We start from the raw sequence: 20,602 nt of genomic DNA, 5'->3' as shown, positions 1-20,602 counted from the left end.
CCTCCCTATTATCGGCACTCGAAAGAGTTTTTTAAACTAAAAAGCACTTACCCTCAAAAAGGATAAGTGCTCATCTTTATTGCCCGACGGCTACTTGGGTCGTCAACGCCTTATTGTCGACAATATACGTTAAGAAAAAGGAATCGCCGCGTTGGACGCCTGTAAATGTTAACGTGTTCGTTCCGTTACCTGTGACTTCCGGAACTGTGCTGTCATTATTCGAGTTCACAAGATTTGTTGCTGTCAGGATGATACGATTGGACGCCGAACTAGAAATATCCTCACCGTATTGGTCCGTAATTTTCAACACAGCTTTTAAGTTCGTTGAAGAGATGTTCACATTTGCTGTCGTTCCTGGAATATGCAAGATTTCGCCTTGAACTGTATATCCATTCGCAGACTGCAGCTCAATCGTATTTGCATAAGGCTCCGCTTTTGTAACGACGACAGTTTGGTCAAGCGTTACAGGTTGGCGGTCCGCATTCACAATCACTTTTACTGAAATGTACTCATCATTTTTATCGACAATGTCTTTATTGCCACGGACGTAAATAGTCCCCGTCGATGCGTTGTACACTAAATCGTCATGCCCTGTGATGACGGTATATTCGGATGCCGGAACTACAACTCTTTGCCCGTCTGTCGTAATGCCGTAGACGATAATTTCCCTTGCGTAATTGTTCGAAGACGTAATTGCTGGATTATCGTATATGACATCAATATGTTTCAACTCATAATGAACGATGTTCGATTTGTCCGTGACGTTCACATTCAATTCATATGCGCGCGAGTCAACATTTCTAGCAACGCCCTTTGAATCAATTTGCTGCAATGTAAGCAGAACAGTATCCGATCCTCTCTTTACGCCCGTAACCGTGACGGAATTGTTCGCAGTGATATATTTATTCGAAGAAAGCGCCACTTTGTCATCAATTGTTTCGACTTCGATTACATATTTATCCCTGTTCGTTGAATTTACAGCCGTCGCCAAGTTGGAATTCGTTAATGCAAAGTCACGGCCATATTGATCATTCACGACAAGTGTTTCTTTTGATAGAGTAATAGTGCCTCCGACGACGACATTCGTTCCGATGCCTTTCGTCGCAACGATCCTGCTCGCTTCCGCCTTCGCTCTCATCGTTACGTACATTGTTGTCACTTTGTTATTCGCTGTCGTTGCTGTAACTAGTACTTGGCGGTCCGTCGACGAGTTTGAGGAGTCAGTGATGAACAATTTCGCTCTGCCTGTTAATGGGTCGTTTTCAATGACCGTTTTGACATATCGATCATTCGTAATCACTTTCACACCATTCGCATGGTTCAATATAGCCGCATTCGTAATTTCCCTTCCGTCCGTGCCGTACACAAGGAAAGGAACTTCTGTTTTTTCACCGGCAACAGCTAATTGCGGCGTCCCGAGTGTAATCGTATCTGCTTTCACACCTTCAGCAACGATCACTTCGTACGTTGCCGTTTTCCCCGTCGTTCTTGATTTAATTGAAATGGTCGCTTTCCCATGTCTTTTATTCCTCGGCTCTTTTAACTCGAGCACCGTTTGTCTCTTACCGTCAATCGTCAGTTGCGTGAAAATCGGCGAGGTTACACTGCGATTCACATCGATTATGGATGTATTCGATACGGAGACGATTACATCACCAGCGATTTCTTGCGCCGGTACTTCTAAGCCGTATTGATCTTTCGCTTTTAGCACTAAATGAAAATCTTCATAATTCGCATCGACATTCAGCGCAGCAGACCGATTGACATCATTGTAAAGTCCTGTAATTTCCACTTCGGATACTTTCGATTTGCTCGCAACCGTGACAACTTTCGAGCTTGTAATGCCAGTTGCACGGTCAGTGATTGAGACGGAAATCTTATCACCTTGTTTGAAGGTCGAATCCCTCGTCGCCTTAGTAATTTCCACAATTCCTTCTGTGTACTTCACGGTCGTGCTACTACCCGTACCGGTTACGTTTGAACTTGCAACGACATTCGGAACAGCCGCCGTAATATCTTCGCCGTATTGATTAACAACTTTATACCCTACTCGTACTTTATCTCCCGCAGCACTCGGAACCGCATAGTCATTCAAAAAATCAATCGAGGTCGCTTTTTCATTCGCTACCCTCGTCGTTTTTGTGAATGTTTTACCAGCAATACCTGATACAGAAATCGTGTAATTTCCTTCCGTCAGTTTGGATGACATGACGAGCTTGGCAGATTTTTTATCTTTCGCTATTTCAACACTCGAAATCGCGACATCGGAATTGCTCTTTTTCACCGAGTACTTGGCATTCTTCCAATCTACTGCTTGGTTGAATGTCACCGTGAACGTATTTGCACCCGTTGCTTTGAATTCGGCCAGATCCACCTTTGGCGCAACAATGTCCCCTATGTTTTGATTCGTTATACGGTAAAGGAATGTCGCAAACTGACCTCTCGTCGTCGTGCTTTTCGGATTGAATTTATCTAAAGTTGGATTTGTAATATCGAAATAATCTAACACTAAAATGTATGGGCGGGCTGAAGTTTTCGCCGCATGTAAGTCCGTCACATCACCCGTGAACTTTTGTCCCGCTACATACGTGGCAACATCAATATCTTCCACTAAATCGATGAGACGTACGAGCGCGATTGCCATATCTTCTCGCGTCATATCTTCCTTCGCAAGTAGCCTCCCGTTGCTCCCACCTAAAATGCCATAATCCTTTATCATCGCCGCATACTTGAGTAACTCATCCCCAGAATCCTTCATCGTCACATCCGTAAATCGGCTTTTCGTTTTGTAATCAGCAGGCACAGAATACCCTTCCGCCACTAAATACTTCCCAATCAACTTCACCACATCCGAACGTGTCAATGTCCTATTCGGCTTAAACGTCCCATCCGGATACCCATTAATGACCTTCGCCTTCACAAGCGCCAAAACAGCCTCTTCATGCGTATTCCCCTTCATATCTGTAAAACTCGCAGCAGACACAGCAGGCACAACAGCGGTCGAAGCTAACGTCGCCGCAAGCGCACTCGCTAGCAATTTACCTTTTCTATTCATGATTAAAGTTCCTCCTTTTAAAATGTTTCACTAATTTCTATTATATAGTAAATTAAAGAAAGAGTGTGGAATTTGGTGGGAATCAATTGCAGAAATCTCCAGGCAATCTATCGTGTTATACTATAATAGTTAAAAGATTAGAATATTATTAATAAGGGGGCATTTATGTGAAAAAGGTATTTACAACTGTTGGTGCGTTTGTACTTGCTTTAATGATGTTCCAAGTAAATAGTCATGCTACAAGCGCGACATTTACTGACGTGAAAGAAACGGACTGGCCTTTTGAAAGTGTCGAGTGGGCTGCTGAAAGAGGCATTGTTGGAGGTTATTCTGACGGAACATTTAGACCAAATAATATTTTAACAGAATCACAATTAGCTGCAGTAATGAGCCGTTTTTACAATCCGGATATTGAAGATGGAGTAGAGAAAGCGAAGTGGCAAGAGACACACTATACATATCTTAAAAATAATGGTGTGATTTTACCGGGGCACAGTGACAAATCCGCAAGAAACAAATCGGTGACTCGACTTACGTTAGCAAAAGCGCTTTTCGCTTCACGTGGACTAAACGGAATGGATAGAGATGTAATCGACTGGATGTATACGAACAGCATCACATCGGGTAAAGGTGTCAGTCCAGATAAATATGTCGACTTTGGTGGAAGCGACGGCTTGAAGCGTTCCCACGTAAGCGCATTTTTTCAAAAGATGGATCGACTTCGATTTACAACAATGACGAACGAATTAGGGCAACACGAATTACGTGGAGAAGCATTTCGTGAAGTCATTGAAGGCCTTTATCTCGCAAGTGAATATACATTCGTAGATAGAGACGATGGAAAGGGATACCAAGCACGTTCGAACGTTCATGAAGAAGGGATGGACTTTCTACCAAGAATTGATATTGTTGCATCAGGTGATGAACTAAGTATATATAATGGCACACCGAGACATCTATCATCGGTACTTCTAGTAAGTAATACGATTACAGAATTCGGAGTACAAGCAGCGCCTGAAGAGCTTGCACAAACTCTCCACGAATTTGCTCTTTCTCATGATAACGCCAAAAAGACTCTAACGTATGGGAAGTATACGATAGAACTTGAAATGAAGTCGAATTATATTGGTGAATTAGGAAAAACGAGTCGGACATTAGGGGCAATTGTTACGAGGAATTAAAATCTAAGTCAATGTTAGGGCGATGTGCTTTGCACGTCGCCCTTATCGCTCAAAGGAGTCAATTGACTTTATATGTCCAACGATATGAAAAAGAAAAGTTGACAAAACCAAGGCCAACTCCTGCATTCCGGCAGCTTTGGGTTCTTCTCTCGAAAAACATGACCAATTGGAGAGAAGTACTGCTAATCGTCAGGCCGGAGACTGTCATCCGTTGGCATCGTACGGCTTTCAAGATGTGCTTCAAACACCATCGCAAAATATCTACCTGTTACCAGAAAGCCGCCTTCTGATCGACAGATCCAATCTTGGGAGACCTTTCTGAACAACCATCATCATGAACTATGGGCAACCGATTTTTTCACCATTCCAACATATAAGTTTCAGATTCTGTATGGTTTGGTTATCATCCACCATCAAACCCGTCAAATCGTCTACTTCGCTGTCACCGAAAACCCTACAGCCCAATGGACAATACAGCAATTTCGAAACGCAACGCCTTTCGGAAAAGTACCCAAGTATCTGCTACATGACAATGATACGATCTTCTGATCCAAGGCGTTTCAGTCATTCATAAAATTATCGGGAATTGCTTCAAAGAAGACGGCCTATCGCTCGCCGTGGCAGAATCCTTATGCGGAAAGGGTCATTGGAACAATCAAAAGGGAATTGCTAGACCACGTTATCCTACTAAATGAGCGGCACCTTCTTTCGCTACTCCGGGATTACATCAACTATTACAATACTGAACGGCCACATCGGGGAATCAACGGCAAGACGCCGACTCCTTCCCCAATTCAGTTTCCGACAACCGCAGGGAGGACAAAATTGGATGCAACACCCATATTAAATGGACTCTATCACACATATAAAAAGGTCGTATAACAACAAGACTGATCAATTTTAAAAACACCTTCAAGAAAGGCTTATTTGGCATGCCTTTCTTTTTTTTGCATTCACTTTTTCACAAACAAAACTAAAGATACAGAAGTGAGGTTCGCATACAAAATAAGAAAAGCCATCCGGAGAAATCTCAGTGATTTCTGTCTGGATGGACTTTTTGAAGGGGACAGGACAACCTATAGCCCATGCGATCACACAAAAGAAAAGCCCCGTAGAGATTTCTCTCCACGGAGCCTTTTATTCAGAAGTACTCTGAATTGTGTCGGTGCCTAGCACTCAATACACAATCTTATTCAATTTCAACCGGAGTTCCTGTTGATTCAATAAGATTTCCAATAATATCAGTAAGAGCAGCAGGAGATCCAGCTACATCAACAGTTGGTGAAGACCCTATTGCAACACCAGTACCATCAAGTGTAATAGTTACTTTATTACCAGAAAGCACAGCTGTTGCTGTAGTACCGAATGAAGTACCAGCTGATAGTACAAGATCAGCGATAATATCATCTTCATCTTTACCAGTAGCAAATTTCAAGTTTTCGCTAAATGTAATTTCAACTTTATCACCAGTATTTACAGTATCATCGTTATCTACATCAATATAACGAGCTGAAAGAATTACTGGAGCTGCTTGGTCAATCTTAGCTGCAGTTTCACGTGCAGATGTAGAAGAAATAAAGTTCTTAGCATCAGAAGTGTCTGAGATGTATTTAGCACCAGAAACAACTTCTACAAGATACAATGAACCAGTAATCGTTGTATCTGAATCTGTCAATGTGATTTCTACATCTTTGTCAGAGTTTGCTAGACCAACTTTATAATCAATACCTGGTTTTAATACTTTGTTGTCAGTTACTCTTGTTACTTTAAAGTCTTGTGCAGCTAATACATCAGATGCACCATTTAATGAAAGAGCTTCAGTAAATGGAACTGTAATTTTCTTAGTAGCTGAATCTACAGCATATTTTTCAGTTGTGTTAACTGTAGGAGCTACTTCATCTAATAATTTACCTGCATTTGAACCTTGACCTTTAGCAATAGTTGCAGAACCAGTTGCTTTAGCTCCTGCCAATGTTACAAGTTTTGTGAAGTCTACTGATAGATTTACATCTGAAGCATCTGTTGCAAAGTTATTTTTAAATTTAACTTTTACAGTAGATGTACCATTAACTTCAATTGCATCAATTACATTAGAGCCAGAAGCAACTGTAATTGCATTAGTTTCAACAGCATTAACAGGGAAGTTGAATTTAATTTCAACAGTTTTACGATCTACTAAAGCTGCATTGTATACTGTTGTACCAAACTTATCATACTGACCAAGTCCGAATGATACCGAAGAAGTTAAGTCAATTTTATTACCACTATTTGCTGTAAACTCACTTAAAAGATTTCCTGTAACATCTTTTACAGCCAATAATTGTAGCTCTTCAACTGAACCAGCTTTGAATTCTACTGTAGTATTACCAATTTTTTCAACGAATGTAATTGCTACAGCTGTGCCATCTTGAATCACTTCAATATCAGCAATTGAAGAAGTTAACGCACGGTAGCTTCCATTTACTTTCACATGGTAGTTGGAGTAGTTCGTTAATGATTCAACATCCATTTTTTCATTAAATTTAACAACTACTCTTCTATCATCATTATTCCATACTGCAGAATCAATTTTAGGAGCAGTTGTATCTGCTACAGTTAAGTCTGCACTATAATCTAACATTGTGTTTTGAAGTTTAGTGTTATCTTTAACGTTTTTAACAGTTAAAGTATTTTTACCAGTCGATAATGCAGTGTAAAGAGTTACAGTAACAGTTTTCTTATCAGCTGATAGTACAGCGTCTTGAACACTGATAACTTTTCCATCTTTATTTAAGACAGTGTAGTTGTTTTTATTTTGAGCGGAATCAGACTCTAATGCTTTAGAGAATGTTACTTCCACTGTTTTAGAATTTGCAACTTCAACCTTTTTAACTTCTGGACGAGTTTGATCAATTTCTGGTGTTACAACAACTTTAGTATCCTTAGCAATTTCGTTACCAGAGTAGTCTTTTACTCCTTCAACATAAACTGCTACAGATCCTGTTGGAAGTGTGTTGTCCTCTTTGAAGTAGTATCTAACTTTATTTCCAGCTAAAACATCGTAATCGTAAGCTGCTTTTTTAGCATCTCCTGATTTCCAGTATACTTTAGAAGCAGAAATTGTATCAGTATCTACATCTTCAGAGAAAGTTAATGTTAGTGTTTCTAAAGTTGCAGATGCTTCAGCAATAGTAGGTGCGTCATTATCTTCTGCTACTGTGAAATCATGAGTTGATGTAAGTGATGTAAAGTTAGCAAAATCTTCAACTTTAGATACTTGTAATGAATGGTCTCCTACAGCTAAAGCAGTTGTACTATATGGAGTTAAGATTACTTCATTTCCAACTACATTTACTTTACCGTAAAATGATTTACCATCTAATGTGAAATTAGATTGTTTTACATTTGTAACAGGCTCAGAGAATGTAACTTTAACCGCTTTTGTTCCAAGTGACTTAACACCTGTTACTTCAGGGATTGCATTATCAAACACTCTGAATTCAATGTTTGTACCAGAAACTGTGCTTTCACCAGCTTTTACGTTAGAAACGCTAAGTGCTTCAGTTCTGTTGTTGTTAAGTGTTACTCCATCTTCTAATGTTAAAACAACAGTTTTTTCATCTTCAGATAAAGTAACAAATTTAATTGCTTTACCAGATTTTAATGTGTAGTTAGCTTTGTCAGTTGCTGTATCTTCATCAACAGTACCGTCAAACTCAACTACAACCTCTTTAAGGTTAGTCGCACTTACCGATTTAACTTCAGTAGCAGTTGTTACTACTTCCGCTGGAGCTTCTGTTTCAGAAGTTCTGTATAGGAATGTAGCGAACTGGCCACGAGTTGTTGTTGCTTTAGGGTCGAATTTAGCTACAGATGTAAGACCGAAGTAGTCAAGAACGTCGATGTAGTCACGTGCTTCAGCTTTCGCTGCAGCTTTGTCCGTTACTTTACCTGTGAAGTCTTGCTCTTTAACGAATGCAACTAGATCTGTTTCGTTAATAGCATCGAACGCGCGAACAAGTACGATTGCCATGTTCTCACGAGTGATGTTACCAGCAGCTTCAAGGTTTCCGTTGTTGCCTTTGAATACGCCTGCGTCATATGTCAACGCAGCATATTGTAGTAGCTCGTCGTTCGCAGTCAATGGTAGGTCGTCGAAACGCTGTACAGTCTTGTAATCTTCAGGAACTTCATAGCCTAGAGATACAAGCCATTTACCCATCATTTTAACAACGTCAGAACGAGTCAACGTTTTGTTCGGTTGGAAAGTACCGTCTTCGTACCCTTTGATGATGCCAGCTTCAACTAGAGCGTTGATTGCTGCTTCATGTGTGTTACCTTTTGTGTCTGAGAATGTTGCCGCGCTTGCTACTGGTGCTACTGCAGATGCTACTAATGCAGCTGATGCAGCGCCAACTACAAACTTGCGATACTTCGTTGGTTGGTTAGCCATTGAATAATTTCCTCCTCTTATTAAGAAATAAAATTTTGTCATCTACCCACGGCAAAATGGAAGTAGAAGCCATTACACAATAAAGTATAGATACTAATAGCAGGGATGTCAATTACTTATAGGTATTTTACTAGATTACTAGTAGGAAATACTACGTAATTTTTCACTGCTCCTATTATTCTATCGTATTTTAAATATATATCAAGCGTTTCTATCATATTTCCACGAAAGTCTAAAATCATCCTAATTATCTTACTGTTTTTGGTTGTCCCATTGGAGTCTATTGCAATCGCGAATGAAATAGAACATTAAATAGAAGAAAAATATTTTGGGAAAGCGGTTGGTTGTCCTGTTTATCGACTTCTCAAGAATCTATTCCATCTAAGATTTAAATAGAACCTTTAATAGGAAAGTTTTTTAATAGGTATTTGTTTGTTCCTTATATCAAACTGTTATAAATCTATTACTAACAATGTATGGAATCTATTATTTTTATAAATATAATAGAGTTATACTAGAGAAGACTTTTCTACTAATATGGTTTTGTTTTCTGCTATTCTTCGTCTAGCTTCGGGCGCTAATGTTTTTCATTAAATACAAAAAGACTTGAACAGATGGGAGCTGTTCAAGTCCTTTTGTGCGGTCAACCAACCGTTTTCGTCCTGCGTGGCTTTATCTAATATATGCTACAGAGGAAATTATCCTTACACTTACGTATTCTATCATCAGTATTACTAGATTACAAGTATCATTCTTTATTTTCGACGAATTATTTCGAAAAGGAATTTTGGTAGATTCATTTGCCGTTTTATTCGACTTGGTTCCAGTAATAACCGGTAGAGCCATTCTGCCCCAACCTTTTGAAATGCCGTAGGTGCGCGTTTAATATTGCCCGCGAGGACGTCGAATGAGCCGCCAACTCCTTGGTAGAGGATCGGGTGCAAGTTATCGCGGTGCTCTTCAATCCATAGTTCTTGTTTTGGCGAGCCCATTGCGACAAACAAGATATCCGGTTTCGCGGCGTTGATTTTGCTAATCACTTTCGACGTGTCCTTTTCGTAGCCGTCTTGTGTGCCGGCGACTTGGAGGTCGGGATAGGTGGTGATTAGTTTATCGGCAGCTGCCTCTGCGACGCCCGGTTTTGCGCCGTAGAGGAAGATGGACTTGCCGGTTCTTGCGGCTTCCCTCACAATTCGGTCCATCATGTCTACACCGGTTACGCGGGATGTTATGTTGCCTTTTTGAAACTTGGACGCGATGATGACCCCAATGCCGTCCGGGATTTGGAATTCAGCCCGGTTGAGTAAGGCTTTCAGCGCTGGATCGTCTTTCGCTTTCATTAGTTTTTCAGGGTTGATGGCTACGATGAGCGATTTCTTTTTGGCGTCGATGTTGTGGAAAAGCTTCGGGATGAGTTCGTCGTAGTTTTCCGTGTTGACGTCGACGCCGAGTATCGTTTCTTTCGTTTCTTTCATTTAATTCATAACTCCTACGGGTGAGCCGTCGCCGAGTTTGAAGTAGTGGAATCCGGCTTGTTCCCATTTGTTTCGGTCGAGTGAGTTTTTCGTGTCGAGGACGAAAGGTTTTGGCTCTTTTGTTGTGAGTGTGTTCGGGCTGAGTTGTTTGAAGTCGGTATGATCCGTCGTCAAGATGATTAGGTCAGCGTCTCTTGTTGCGTCTTCTAATGTTAGTTGTTGTGTCGTATGTTGCACTGTTTTAATGTGCGGGTCGAATGATTTCACTTCGATGCCGAGTTCTTGCAGTGCTTCAATCACAGTAATGGATGGGCTTTCGCGCAAGTCGTCGACATCGCCTTTAAATGCGAGGCCGAGGATCGCGACTTTGCCATCTGTGATGCCTTTCATGTCGAGCATGCTTTGTGCTTTTTGAGCAACGAATTTCGGCATACCGTCATTTGTAAGACGTGCTTTGTGTATGATTTCCGCGTTTTCCGGGTTTAGTTCGACGAGGAACCATGGATCGACTGCGATGCAGTGGCCGCCTACTCCTGGACCCGGCATATGAATGTTGACGCGCGGGTGGAAGTTCGCGAAGCGGATTGCTTCCCAAATGTCTACGCCGATTGTTTCTGCGATTTTCGCGAGTTCGTTTGCAAATGCGATGTTAACGTCGCGGTATGTGTTTTCCATTACTTTGACGAGTTCCGCAGTCGTTGCGTCCGTTAGGTGGATTTCACCTTGGACGAATGTTTTGTAGAGCGCTTTTGTTTTTTCAGCGCATTCAGGTGTGACGCCACCGACGATGCGGTCGTTGTTGACGAGTTCTTCGAAAATCTTACCTGGGATGACGCGTTCAGGCGAGTGTGAGACGAAGAGGTTTTCGCCGATTGTTAGGTCCGTTTTGCGCAGTTCTGGCAGCATAACGTTTTCGACTGTTTTTGGTGGGACGGTCGATTCTAGGATGACGAGTGCGCCAGGTTTTACGTATGGCACGATCGATGCTGTCGCTCGACGGATATATTCTAAGTTAGCCGTGTTGTCTGGGTTGATTGGTGACGGGACGGCGACGATGTAGACGTCTGCTTCGACAGGAGTTGTGGAGACGGTGAAGTTTCCGCTGTCGATTGCTTGGTCGAGTCGTTCTTGGAGTCCTGTTTCTTCTATATGTAGTTGTTTGTTGGCGATCATGTTGACTGCTTTTTCGTTAATGTCGACACCGTGTACTTTTACGCCGCTGTTCGCGAACATGACGGCTGTCGGAAGGCCGATGTAGCCGAGGCCGACGATGCAAATTTTGTTGTTCATGAGTAATGTTCCTTTCTGAATGGGGGTGCTTTATATAAAGATACTTTCAACAGGCTGTTGCTTTCCGTTCCGACACTCGCTTTCCGCGGGCATGGCTTGAGCCTCCTCAGTCGCGAAAAGCGTGCTCCTTGCGGGGTCTCAAGGCTCATGCTATTCCCGCTGGAGTCTCGTGTCTACACTCCAAGCAACAGAACCTTAAAATAGAATAAACATATCTACAATTCATCATATTGACATCTGTTGATTATAGCATATCCACTTCTGCTGTACATATTGATAGCAGGGCCGGTAAATCTTTTTTGTTCATTTTACGGTGATGGGCGTGTATATGCCTTGTTTTGTTGTTCGCCCGGCGTCGTTTGCGAAGCCTGGGTGAATGACGAGAACGTATTGGCCGCCTTTTTGCATATGCTTAGTTGGCGTGATGTCGAGTTGGTTTGTGCCGTTCGGTTTGATTGAGATCGGAACTGCGACGCCTCCTACTTTTACGAGCTCTACTTTATTGGACGCGTTTGCGCCGGTAAGGTTCATTTGTTGTGTGAAATGGACGTGAAATGTTTTATTCGTCGGGACGTTTTGCAAGTTGTCGATTTGTTTGTAGTTTTGGTGTGCCAATGATTCTTTTACTAGGCGCGCATGGATAATAGAAAGTTCTTCGTCGTGTGCGCATGTAATTGTTGGTGCGATTCCTTTGCGATGGATTTTGGCTCTTTTCGGTCCTGTGAATTCGCCGATCGTCAGTTTCAGTGCTGAGCCGTCTTCGAATTCGAAGAATGATTGGATCGTCCCCTTCCCTTTCGTCTGATTGCCGACGATAATTGCAGCGTTTTGGTCTTGAAGGGATGCCGCCACAATTTCAGATGCGGATGCGGAGTAGCGGTTGACGAGTACGTATGTTTGTTTCGGGAATTTTAGTTTGGATGGTACGGGTTTTACGGTTGTAATGCCTTCTCTCGTTTTCATTTCGTAGGCAGTTTTTACGCCTTCGAAGTGGCCGAGGAGTTGTTCGGCGCTTTCGACGTAGCCGCCACCGTTGTAGCGAAGGTCGATAATGAGTTTGTCAGCGCCTTGCTTTTTCAAGTTCGTGTAATGTTTCGTGACGGCCTTATCCATGTTCGCTGAGAAGGTAGTGATGCGGATGTAGCCGATGTTGCCGTAGAGCATGGCCGATGTGACGGTCGGTTCCGCTGGGTCATGGAAGGCGATATCGTCGGCACCGACTGCTGCAACGTAGTTGGCGTATTCGTCAGGTGTCATGTAGCGCGAGTATTCGTCGAGCGCGTTGATGATTTCGTCGATGGTCGCCATGGCATGAAGGTTTTTTGGGATGTCGCCATAGTAGAAGTGTTCGACGAAAAATTTAATGTCGTCGACGCGTGCGGCTTCAACATCAGCGGATAGTGTTGTTTGTGCGGATGCGTATGGCGCGAGTAAGATGATCGTTATGAATGCAAGTAAAATGGAATGGATTTTTTTCATGCCGGCGACTCCTTTCTCGGGGGTAGTTGTTATGGTTATTATACCCACTTTGGGGGAATAAAGACATGGATGAGAAAGAATAGTTTTATAGATTTGTGCAGTTTGCGCTTTATGCGTGAGTTTTGAGATTTATGCGTGTTTAGTAGATGTTATGGACTTTTGTATGCGGTTATGCGCGGTTAGAGGAGTTTATGCGTCTGTTTTGGAGTTTATGCGTTGATTTTGGAGTTTATGCGTTTTTAGGGGTTTATGGGGATGGATGCGGAGGTTTTCAATTAAATAGGGGCTGGTGAGGCGCGATTGACCGATAAAGAGGGGGTGAAAGTGACAATCGTGTTACATACGCGGTAATTAGTGTACTTACGAAGTGCGTATCCTCTATACTTATTGTGAAACAATTCACATAATAGTTTTTTTCATTTGGAGGTCGTTTATCGATGGTTCGGCTTAAGGAGTTGGTCCGGGAGCAGCGAGGAAGGCTTGCGGTTATTATTGTTTCGGCGGTTTTGTCTGGAATCGCGATTATTGCTCAAGGCTACTTATTTGTGACGATTGTCGACCGTGTATTTTTGAAAGGGAGTACGTTTGCTGAAGTTCTCCCCTATTTGCTATGGCTCGTAATCGCGCTATTTGCGCGGACTGCGTTTACGTATGTGAGTGGTCGAAGTGGGGTGAAGATGGCGACGACGGCGAAAGGTCGTTATCGGGAAGCGTTGTTAGGTAAGTTCTCGACGAATCCGATGCAAGCTTCGCTAGAAGGACAATCCGGTGAAAAAGTGAGTGTGATGCTCGATACGGTTGATGGGATTGATAGTTATTTTAGTAAGTATGTTCCCCAGGTGATTCAGTCGATTGTCATTCCTCTTATGATTCTCGTTGTGATTTTTATAGAGCATGCGACGACTGGGATTATTATTTTGGTGACGGCGCCGTTTATTCCGATCTTCATGGTGATTATTGGCAAGAAGACGAATGCGAAAGCTGAGGAACAGTTGGATAAAATGGCTGCGTTTTCGGGAAAGTTTTTGGATACGTTGCAAGGGTTAACGACGCTCAAACTATTTGGTCGTTCGGCTGAACAGAAGGAAGCGATCGAGAAAAGCAGTCTCAATTTTCGTGAGGCGACGATGGTCGTGCTGAAAACGGCGTTTTTGAATTCGTTCGTACTTGAATTTATTTCGATGTTAAGTATGGGGCTCATCGCGTTGGAAGTTGCGATACGAATGATTGTTTATCATCATATTTCGTTTTTTACGGGTTTTTTAATGCTCATTTTAGCTCCCGAGTTTTTTGCGAAATTGAAAGAGCTTGGTAGTGCGTTTCATAGTGGGCGCGAGAGTATGGGGGCGGCGAACAAATTAGAAAGTGAACTTGCGGAAATTGCTGAACCGGTTACGTTCGGGGAAGAGCGTTTAGGGAATGACAGACCGCCAGAGATTGAGCTCGTTTCTGCGAGTTTTAGTTACGGGGAAGATGCGTTTACGTTGCGGAATTTGTCTACAACAATCCGTCCGTATGAGCAAGTTGCGATTGTCGGGAAAACAGGGTCGGGAAAATCGACACTTTTGCATATGATCGCGGGACTCGTTTCTATTTCTGAAGGCGAGGTAATTGTTAATGGAAAATCTCGCGCTCGTTATCGGGAGGACGATTGGTTTAATCAGCTAAGTTATATTTCGCAAGACCCGTATTTATTTTCCGGGACGATTGCTGAGAACATTGCGATTGGTGGACGGAAAGATGCAACGCGTGAACATATTGAATTGGCTGGTGAGAAAGCTGGGATTGCTGAGTTAGTGGAGTCGCTCGAGAAAGGGTATGATACGCCGATTGGCGAAGCGGGTCGCGGACTTTCTGGCGGGGAAAAGCAGCGGGTTGCGATTGCGCGGGCATTTTTAAAACGGCCTTCTATTATTTTGTTTGACGAGCCGACGACGGGATTGGATTTGCAAACCGAGCGTATTTTGCAAGCTTCCATTCGGGAACTGGCGAAGGAGTCAACTGTCATTACGGTTGCCCATCGACTGCATACGATTAAACATGCAGATAAAATTCTGTTTCTTGATGATGGAGAACTCCGAGCAGTTGGGACGCATAATGAATTACTTGAATCCGTTGAAGCTTATCGGAATATGGTTTCCATTCAGCAAGGAGGGGCGGTGTAAATGAAGGATTTGCGAATGATCATTCACGTATTGCTTAAGGAAAAGAAAGATATCGTGCTGTCGATTGTATTTGGATTTCTTGCAGGTATTACTGCGATCGGCTTATTTTCTGCTAGTGGGTACTTAATTTCAAAGTCCGCACTTAAACCACCGCTCTATACGTTGATGGTGCTTGTCGCATCGGTGAAGATGTTGGGGATTATTTCCGCCTTAAGCCGATATGGGGAACGGTATTTTTCCCACCGCGGAACGTTTACGATGCTTAGTAATTTACGTGTTTCGTTTTACGAAAAACTAGAACCATTGGCTCCATCGATTTTTGGGAAGTATCGGAGTGGGGATTTGCTTGCGAGGATTGTTGGTGACGTTGAAACATTACAGAACTTTTTCTTGCGTGTTTTTTATCCGCCTGTCGTTCTGTTGTTCATTTTTATTAGTACGATTTATTTTACGACGTTCTTTTCAATTGAGATTGCATTGATTTTATTTGTAGGGCTGTTGTGGACGACTCTCCTCGTTCCAGCATTTTTTGCGTACCGCCAACGTAAAGTGGACCGAAAAGTGAGGGCGGTTCGCGGGGAACTATCGACAGTCGTTACTGAATTTCTATACGGTTTTCGGGATTTGAAGATTTATCAGCGAGTAAAGGATCAGGAGAAGGCGTTGCTAGAGGCGTCGGATGTTTATGTAAAGGAACAGGAGCGTGAAAGTGTCCATCGATTGTTCAGTGAAGGCGCGAATACATTCGTCTCCTTCCTCGTAACGGTTTTCGTTTTAGGTACAGGTGCGTATTTAGTAGATGCTGGGAAGTTGGATGGCCCGTTTATCGCAATGCTCGTCATGATTTCGTTAACGCTTTTTGAAAAGACGACACCGATGGCAGTATTCCCAAGTCATTTTCAGGATAGCAAGCAAGCGTCATCAAGGCTTGTTTCAGTTGTGAGGAGTGAACCTGTTATGGCGCAGACACCTAAACAGGAGTTTCACCCACAGGCTGCTCCCGAAGTCGAGTTAAGAAACGTGACATTTACGTTTCCAGGTGAAGGACGTCCTGCGCTGAAGGATATTTCATTCCACTTACAACCGGGATCTAAAACGGCAATTGTTGGCCCGAGTGGGTCAGGTAAATCTACAGTTTTGCAAATGATGTTACGTCTTTATGACGTAGATGATGGGGACGTTTTGTTGGATCATGCACCGGTTCAATCTTTAATGAAGGAAAGTATTTGGAAGCAGACTAATGTTGTTCTCCAATCGAATCATTTTTTCTATGGAACGGTTCGGAGTAATTTGGAAATTGCACGAGACGATTTGAGTGATGTTGAAATGGAAAAGGCTTTGGAGAAGGTGGATTTAGAGCATTTTTCATTAGATGATCCGGTGCTTGAGAAAGGTAATAATTTATCGGGCGGAGAAAAGCAACGACTTGCGTTCGCGAGGGCAATGTTGAAAAATGCGTCCCTTTGGTTATTGGATGAACCGACTTCGTCGCTCGATGCAGTGACTGAAGCTAGCGTTTATGAGCATCTATTTACGGAGGCGAAGGAGGATACGGTCGTATTAATTAGTCATCGCCTGACGGGGTTAGAGATGATGGATCAAATAATCGTGATGGATCAAGGACAGATTGTTGAGTCAGGTACATTTGATGAATTAATGCGTCGTAAAGGGTATTTTTATGAAATGAAAATAATAGAACAAAGTGTATTTTTTTAATCGGCAAAAAGACTATGAGTTGTGCGCTCATAGTCTTTTTGTTTCTATGCTTATTTTGCAGAGAAGAGGTGGACCCAGTGGACGATTCCGTTTTCGTCAGTGGCATAGCCGGTGCCGATGTTCGTAAATCGGGACTGGAGGATGTTAGCGCGGTGGCCGGGTGATTCCATCCACCCTTGAACGACGGTTTCGGCTGTTGTGTAGCCTTTGGCAATGTTTTCGCCGTAGGCTGTCCAGTTGTAGTTGAAGTGATCGAGCATGTCGCCGACAGTGCCGTATGTTGGCGAGTTGTGGGCGAAATAGTTGTTGTTCGCCATGTCTTCCGCTTTTGCTTGGGCGATCGCTGAGAGTGATTTATCTTCAGTAAGTGTTGCTAGATTTTGTTGTCGGCGTTCGTTGTTTACTAGATTGATTGTTAGTGCTGCTTGTGCGTCGTCCATTTGGCTTGGTGGTGGCTCAGGGATGGAGTACTCTTTTTCGACGTATTTTTGTTCGGTGTAGTCGTAGTAAATTTCGCCGGTTTTTCGTTTATTGTCGAACTCGATAGCGCGATGGATGAATGCCGCCATATGTGCGCGTGAGACGGGGTCGTTCGGCTTGAACTCGCCGCCTTGTTCGGTCGTTGTGATGCCGAGTTCGGCTATCGTTGTAATGTAGCTATAGTAGCCGTTAATTTTACGGACGTCACTGAATGTGATCAGGTCGTTGTCGTCGACGATGATGTCGTACGCGAGTGTAATCATTTTAGCCATTTGCCCACGTGTGAGTGATGCGTTCGGGTTGAACGCTTCGCTGTTGTTGAAAATGCCGCGTTCGGTAAGTGCGCGGATATGGTCGTACGCGCCATGAGCGGGAGTGACGTCTTTGTAGTCTGGCGTAAAGTTTTGTGTCGGCTTCGTCTTTGTTGCGAGTGCGACAATTTTAGCAGCTTGAGCACGCGTGACAGGTTGGTTCAGTTTGTATGTGCCGTCCGGGTAGCCGTTAATGATGCCTTCGTTTGAGATGGCGTCGATTGCATAGTAAGCCCAGTGAGTTGTCGGGACGTCTGTGAATGTTGCGGCTTCAGCCGGTTTGGTTGCAGGCGTTAGTATTAGCGCGGTTGTTAGTAGTGCGGTTGCGAATTTGAGTTTCATAGGTTCGTTGCCTCCTTTTCTATGATTATAATGTTTTTCAATAGAGTGTGGAGGGGAATGATGGTGTTATGCGTCATTTTGAGCATTTATGCGTAGTTGGGAGCGGTTATGCGTGGGAAACAGGATTTATGCGTGAGTATTTAGGTTTATGCGTGAATGTGTGAAGTTATGCGTGAAAAATGGGGTTTATGCGTGAATGGGAGAGTTTATGCGTTTTTGGTTGGCGCGGGAAGTTAATGGATGGGGTTCTCTTCCCTGTTCGCGCTGAATGGTTTTGACAAATTAGGGGTTGTGCTGAAGGTGGATGTATGAGTAAGAAAAAAGCTTACTTCGAAGGTAAGCTTTTTTCTATCGCCAGAAGCTTGTACAGCCTGCTTTGTCGGCGATGTTATAGTCGATCATTTTCTCAAGTAATTCGTAATCGAATGGGCGATTCCATGGGAATTGGGCTAGCATTTTGGTGTGCTTGTAGCCAGCTTGTACGATTTGCTCGGAGAAGTGGTTGATGCCAGCTTGTTCGGGAGAGACGGCTAAATGTTGTTTGGATACGCTGAAACCGATGATATATGTGTCGTGATCGGTGAACATCGGCTGATTCCACTTAATGACTGGTACCAATTGTGGGTATTTCTCCGAAACCCACGTTAAGACGTCTTCCGTGCGTGCTCGATTGTCTGGGTTATCGATTTTCGCTAGAAATTCTGCAAAGACTTCCATGTACTGACCTCCTTCTACTACAGTTAGACTCTATACTTTGCATTATATAGGCTGAGCTTGTTCGTTGGCAATGACGTGAGTGAATGGAGTGGGGAGTTGTTGTGACTCCCCTCCCCTGTTCGCGCTAACTGGTTTTGACAATTTAAGTGAGTCGTCTTTACGACGGCTCGGGTTTCGTTTTACGTTTTTTCCATAGGTCTTCGGCTGCGCCGGAGCCTAGGATGACGCCAATGATGATTAATATAAAGCCGATTAGGTGGCGGCCGGTGATGATTTCTCCGAGGAAGAGGGCTGAGCCTGCCAGGGAGAAGAGTGTATTCAGGTTAATGAAGATGGCGGCTTTGGCGGGGCCGACTTGTCCGACTGAGTAGTTGTAGAGCATGTGTCCGACGGCTGTTCCGAAGATTGCGCTTGCTGCAAATACGATCCAGAAGCTCGGTGGGACGGTTGTGAATTTGATTAGTTCGCCGGGCTCTTGGATGAAGCTAATGACGAACAGGATGAGACTTCCTACCGTTAGCATGTACGCGGTGAGTAGCCTTGGGTCAAGTGTCCTTGCTACCTTAGCGATTATCAAAAACGAAAGGACTTGTGCAAGGATGGAGAAGAAGATGAATGCGTCTCCGAGTTTGAGGCCGGATAGTGAGTCGCCGCCTGCGAGGACGACGGAGCTAATGCCGATGAAGCCTACTGCTGCGCCGATCCATTGGATTTTGGATGGGTAGTTGCGCAGGATTACGGCTGTGCATATGGCTGTTAAGACAGGGCCGGTTCCGAGGATAAGGCTTGCGTTTGTGCCGGTTGTGCGGAAGAGGCCCATGTTGAGGAAGTAGTGGTGGAGGACGACGTTGAGTGCGGCTCCGCCGATGATGTATGTCCATTCTTTTTTCGTTGGGAGGCGTAGGAGTTTGAAGGCCCCGAGTATGGCGAATACGGTGATGCCTGCTGTGAGGACGCGGAGTGCTGTCATTGTGACGGGGTCCATATGTATGAGCAGGTATTTGAGCATGGGGAGGTTGAGTCCCCATAGGAGCATGACAGTGGTGAGTAGTGTGTAGATTTTCCACATGGTGATGGCCTTCTTTCTTTTGGTCGATAGAGTCAAGTTTAGCATATGGGGCGGTTATGCGTAAGTTTTTGGGATTATGCGTGATTGGTGGGATTTATGCGTGAGAAGTTGAGTTTATGAGTTTCTGGCGGGATTTATGCGTGGATTTTGGAGTTTATGCGTTTCTGGGGGGAGTTATGCGTGGATTTTGGAGTTTATGCGTTTCTGGCAGGAGTTATGCGCGGATTTTGGAGTTTATGCGTTTCTAGCAGGAGTTATGCGCGGATTTTGGAGTTTATGCGTGTTTGTCAATGTCTATCTGCGGTAGCGGAGCGAGGGCGGTTTCCCCCGAGTGAGCATAAGGAGCGGAAAGACATTGACAAACTAGATTCACCAAGACCCTCTTGGCTTGGAACAAACACCGTTTGTTCCTGCCTACCGGCGAGGGTGCCCCCTCAAAAAGTGAGGGGGATGGGGGAGTTTTTTGATGTGGGTGCAGGGGGATCATCCCCCTGCTGGGTCTGGGCAAAGCCCAGGGGTTTCCTTAATGATTACATTATAATCGCGGGTATCTTGAGAGACTGAAATTCCCTGTTCGCGCTAAAAGGTTTTGACAATTTAAGGAGTTGATTGAAGACGGATTGACTTAATAAAGTCAGCATTTCATTTCTTGAATAGAACAGAATGTAAGTTCGCTTTTATTCAGGCGAAATGATAGAATAGAAGATGCAGTTGCATACGCGGATGGGCGGTTGGCACTCCCTTGGAAAGGGGGTGTTAGAATGGTGACATATGAAGCAATGAACATACTGATTCAAATCGGTATTTTGCATGCATTATGGGTAACAGCTTTGATTGCATGTATTGCGTTATGTACCAATAGAAAAAAGTAACCCCCTCCGCTATCGGCT

12 protein-coding genes are annotated in these 20,602 nt (G+C 43.7%); 4 read left to right on the top strand and 8 right to left on the bottom strand.

Annotated elements, in window-relative coordinates; translation table 11 throughout:
• Positions 1–76: 76 nt before the first annotated feature.
• Positions 77–3,055, bottom strand: coding sequence for an S-layer homology domain-containing protein (locus QM454_RS08475; RefSeq protein ID WP_432363781.1), 2,979 nt, complete (start codon positions 3,053–3,055; stop codon positions 77–79).
• Between the two features lie 167 nt (positions 3,056–3,222).
• On the opposite strand from QM454_RS08475, the gene QM454_RS08470 reads away from it, so the two are divergent.
• On the top strand, positions 3,223–4,236 hold the full coding sequence (locus QM454_RS08470; RefSeq protein ID WP_432363779.1) for an S-layer homology domain-containing protein: 1,014 nt from the start codon (positions 3,223–3,225) through the stop codon (positions 4,234–4,236).
• 570 nt (positions 4,237–4,806) lie between these two features.
• Positions 4,807–5,118, top strand: a complete 312-nt coding sequence (locus QM454_RS08465) for an integrase core domain-containing protein (RefSeq protein WP_432363919.1) — start codon at positions 4,807–4,809, stop codon at positions 5,116–5,118.
• Positions 5,119–5,425: 307 nt separating this feature from the next.
• Here the strand turns inward: QM454_RS08465 and QM454_RS08460 are convergent, their stop codons facing one another.
• The 4 genes from QM454_RS08460 to QM454_RS08445 all read right to left on the bottom strand — a co-directional run bounded on the left by QM454_RS08460 (position 5,426) and on the right by QM454_RS08445 (position 12,912).
• On the bottom strand, positions 5,426–8,668 hold the full coding sequence (locus QM454_RS08460; RefSeq protein ID WP_432363777.1) for an S-layer homology domain-containing protein: 3,243 nt from the start codon (positions 8,666–8,668) through the stop codon (positions 5,426–5,428).
• Positions 8,669–9,423: 755 nt separating this feature from the next.
• Complete coding sequence (locus QM454_RS08455) at positions 9,424–10,143, bottom strand: WecB/TagA/CpsF family glycosyltransferase (protein ID WP_432363775.1); 720 nt, start codon at positions 10,141–10,143, stop codon at positions 9,424–9,426.
• Positions 10,144–11,433, bottom strand: coding sequence for a nucleotide sugar dehydrogenase (locus tag QM454_RS08450; protein ID WP_432363773.1), 1,290 nt, complete (start codon positions 11,431–11,433; stop codon positions 10,144–10,146).
• A 303-nt stretch (positions 11,434–11,736) separates the two neighbouring features.
• On the bottom strand, positions 11,737–12,912 hold the full coding sequence (locus tag QM454_RS08445; protein WP_432363771.1) for a S41 family peptidase: 1,176 nt from the start codon (positions 12,910–12,912) through the stop codon (positions 11,737–11,739).
• Positions 12,913–13,349: 437 nt separating this feature from the next.
• On the opposite strand from QM454_RS08445, the gene cydD reads away from it, so the two are divergent.
• Together cydD and cydC are read left to right on the top strand one after the other, a co-directional pair.
• Positions 13,350–15,077: a thiol reductant ABC exporter subunit CydD gene (cydD, locus tag QM454_RS08440; protein WP_432363769.1), complete on the top strand. Its 1,728-nt coding sequence runs from the start codon at positions 13,350–13,352 to the stop codon at positions 15,075–15,077.
• On the top strand, positions 15,078–16,793 hold the full coding sequence (gene cydC, locus QM454_RS08435; protein ID WP_432363767.1) for a thiol reductant ABC exporter subunit CydC: 1,716 nt from the start codon (positions 15,078–15,080) through the stop codon (positions 16,791–16,793).
• Positions 16,794–16,843: 50 nt separating this feature from the next.
• On the opposite strand, the gene QM454_RS08430 is transcribed toward cydC, so the two are convergent.
• The 3 genes from QM454_RS08430 to QM454_RS08420 form a co-directional block, all read right to left on the bottom strand.
• Entirely contained in the window at positions 16,844–17,926 is a 1,083-nt protein-coding gene (locus tag QM454_RS08430) for an S-layer homology domain-containing protein (protein WP_432363765.1), read from the bottom strand.
• 348 nt (positions 17,927–18,274) lie between these two features.
• Positions 18,275–18,643: an iron chaperone gene (locus QM454_RS08425; protein WP_432363763.1), complete on the bottom strand. Its 369-nt coding sequence runs from the start codon at positions 18,641–18,643 to the stop codon at positions 18,275–18,277.
• Positions 18,644–18,800: 157 nt separating this feature from the next.
• Positions 18,801–19,712: a DMT family transporter gene (locus QM454_RS08420; protein WP_432363761.1), complete on the bottom strand. Its 912-nt coding sequence runs from the start codon at positions 19,710–19,712 to the stop codon at positions 18,801–18,803.
• Between the last annotated feature and the right edge of the window lie 890 nt (positions 19,713–20,602).

Source organism: Sporosarcina sp. UB5, from assembly GCF_050859005.1.
Taxonomy (GTDB): Bacteria; Bacillota; Bacilli; order Bacillales_A; family Planococcaceae; genus Sporosarcina.
The sequence above is the reverse complement of the archived record's forward strand: the minus strand, read 5'-3'. Positions and strand labels throughout refer to the sequence as shown.

Bases quoted from the DNA above. Each gene is read 5' to 3' on its own strand.
- cydC (WP_432363767.1), top strand. From the start codon at position 15,078: ATGAAGGATTTGCGAATGATCATTCACGTATTGCTTAAGGAAAAGAAA.
- cydD (WP_432363769.1), top strand. From the start codon at position 13,350: ATGGTTCGGCTTAAGGAGTTGGTCCGGGAGCAGCGAGGAAGGCTTGCG.
- QM454_RS08475 (WP_432363781.1), bottom strand. From the start codon at position 3,055: ATGAATAGAAAAGGTAAATTGCTAGCGAGTGCGCTTGCGGCGACGTTA.
- QM454_RS08420 (WP_432363761.1), bottom strand. From the start codon at position 19,712: ATGTGGAAAATCTACACACTACTCACCACTGTCATGCTCCTATGGGGA.
- QM454_RS08450 (WP_432363773.1), bottom strand. From the start codon at position 11,433: ATGAACAACAAAATTTGCATCGTCGGCCTCGGCTACATCGGCCTTCCG.
- QM454_RS08430 (WP_432363765.1), bottom strand. From the start codon at position 17,926: ATGAAACTCAAATTCGCAACCGCACTACTAACAACCGCGCTAATACTA.
- QM454_RS08425 (WP_432363763.1), bottom strand. From the start codon at position 18,643: ATGGAAGTCTTTGCAGAATTTCTAGCGAAAATCGATAACCCAGACAAT.
- QM454_RS08445 (WP_432363771.1), bottom strand. From the start codon at position 12,912: ATGAAAAAAATCCATTCCATTTTACTTGCATTCATAACGATCATCTTA.
- QM454_RS08455 (WP_432363775.1), bottom strand. From the start codon at position 10,143: ATGAAAGAAACGAAAGAAACGATACTCGGCGTCGACGTCAACACGGAA.
- QM454_RS08460 (WP_432363777.1), bottom strand. From the start codon at position 8,668: ATGGCTAACCAACCAACGAAGTATCGCAAGTTTGTAGTTGGCGCTGCA.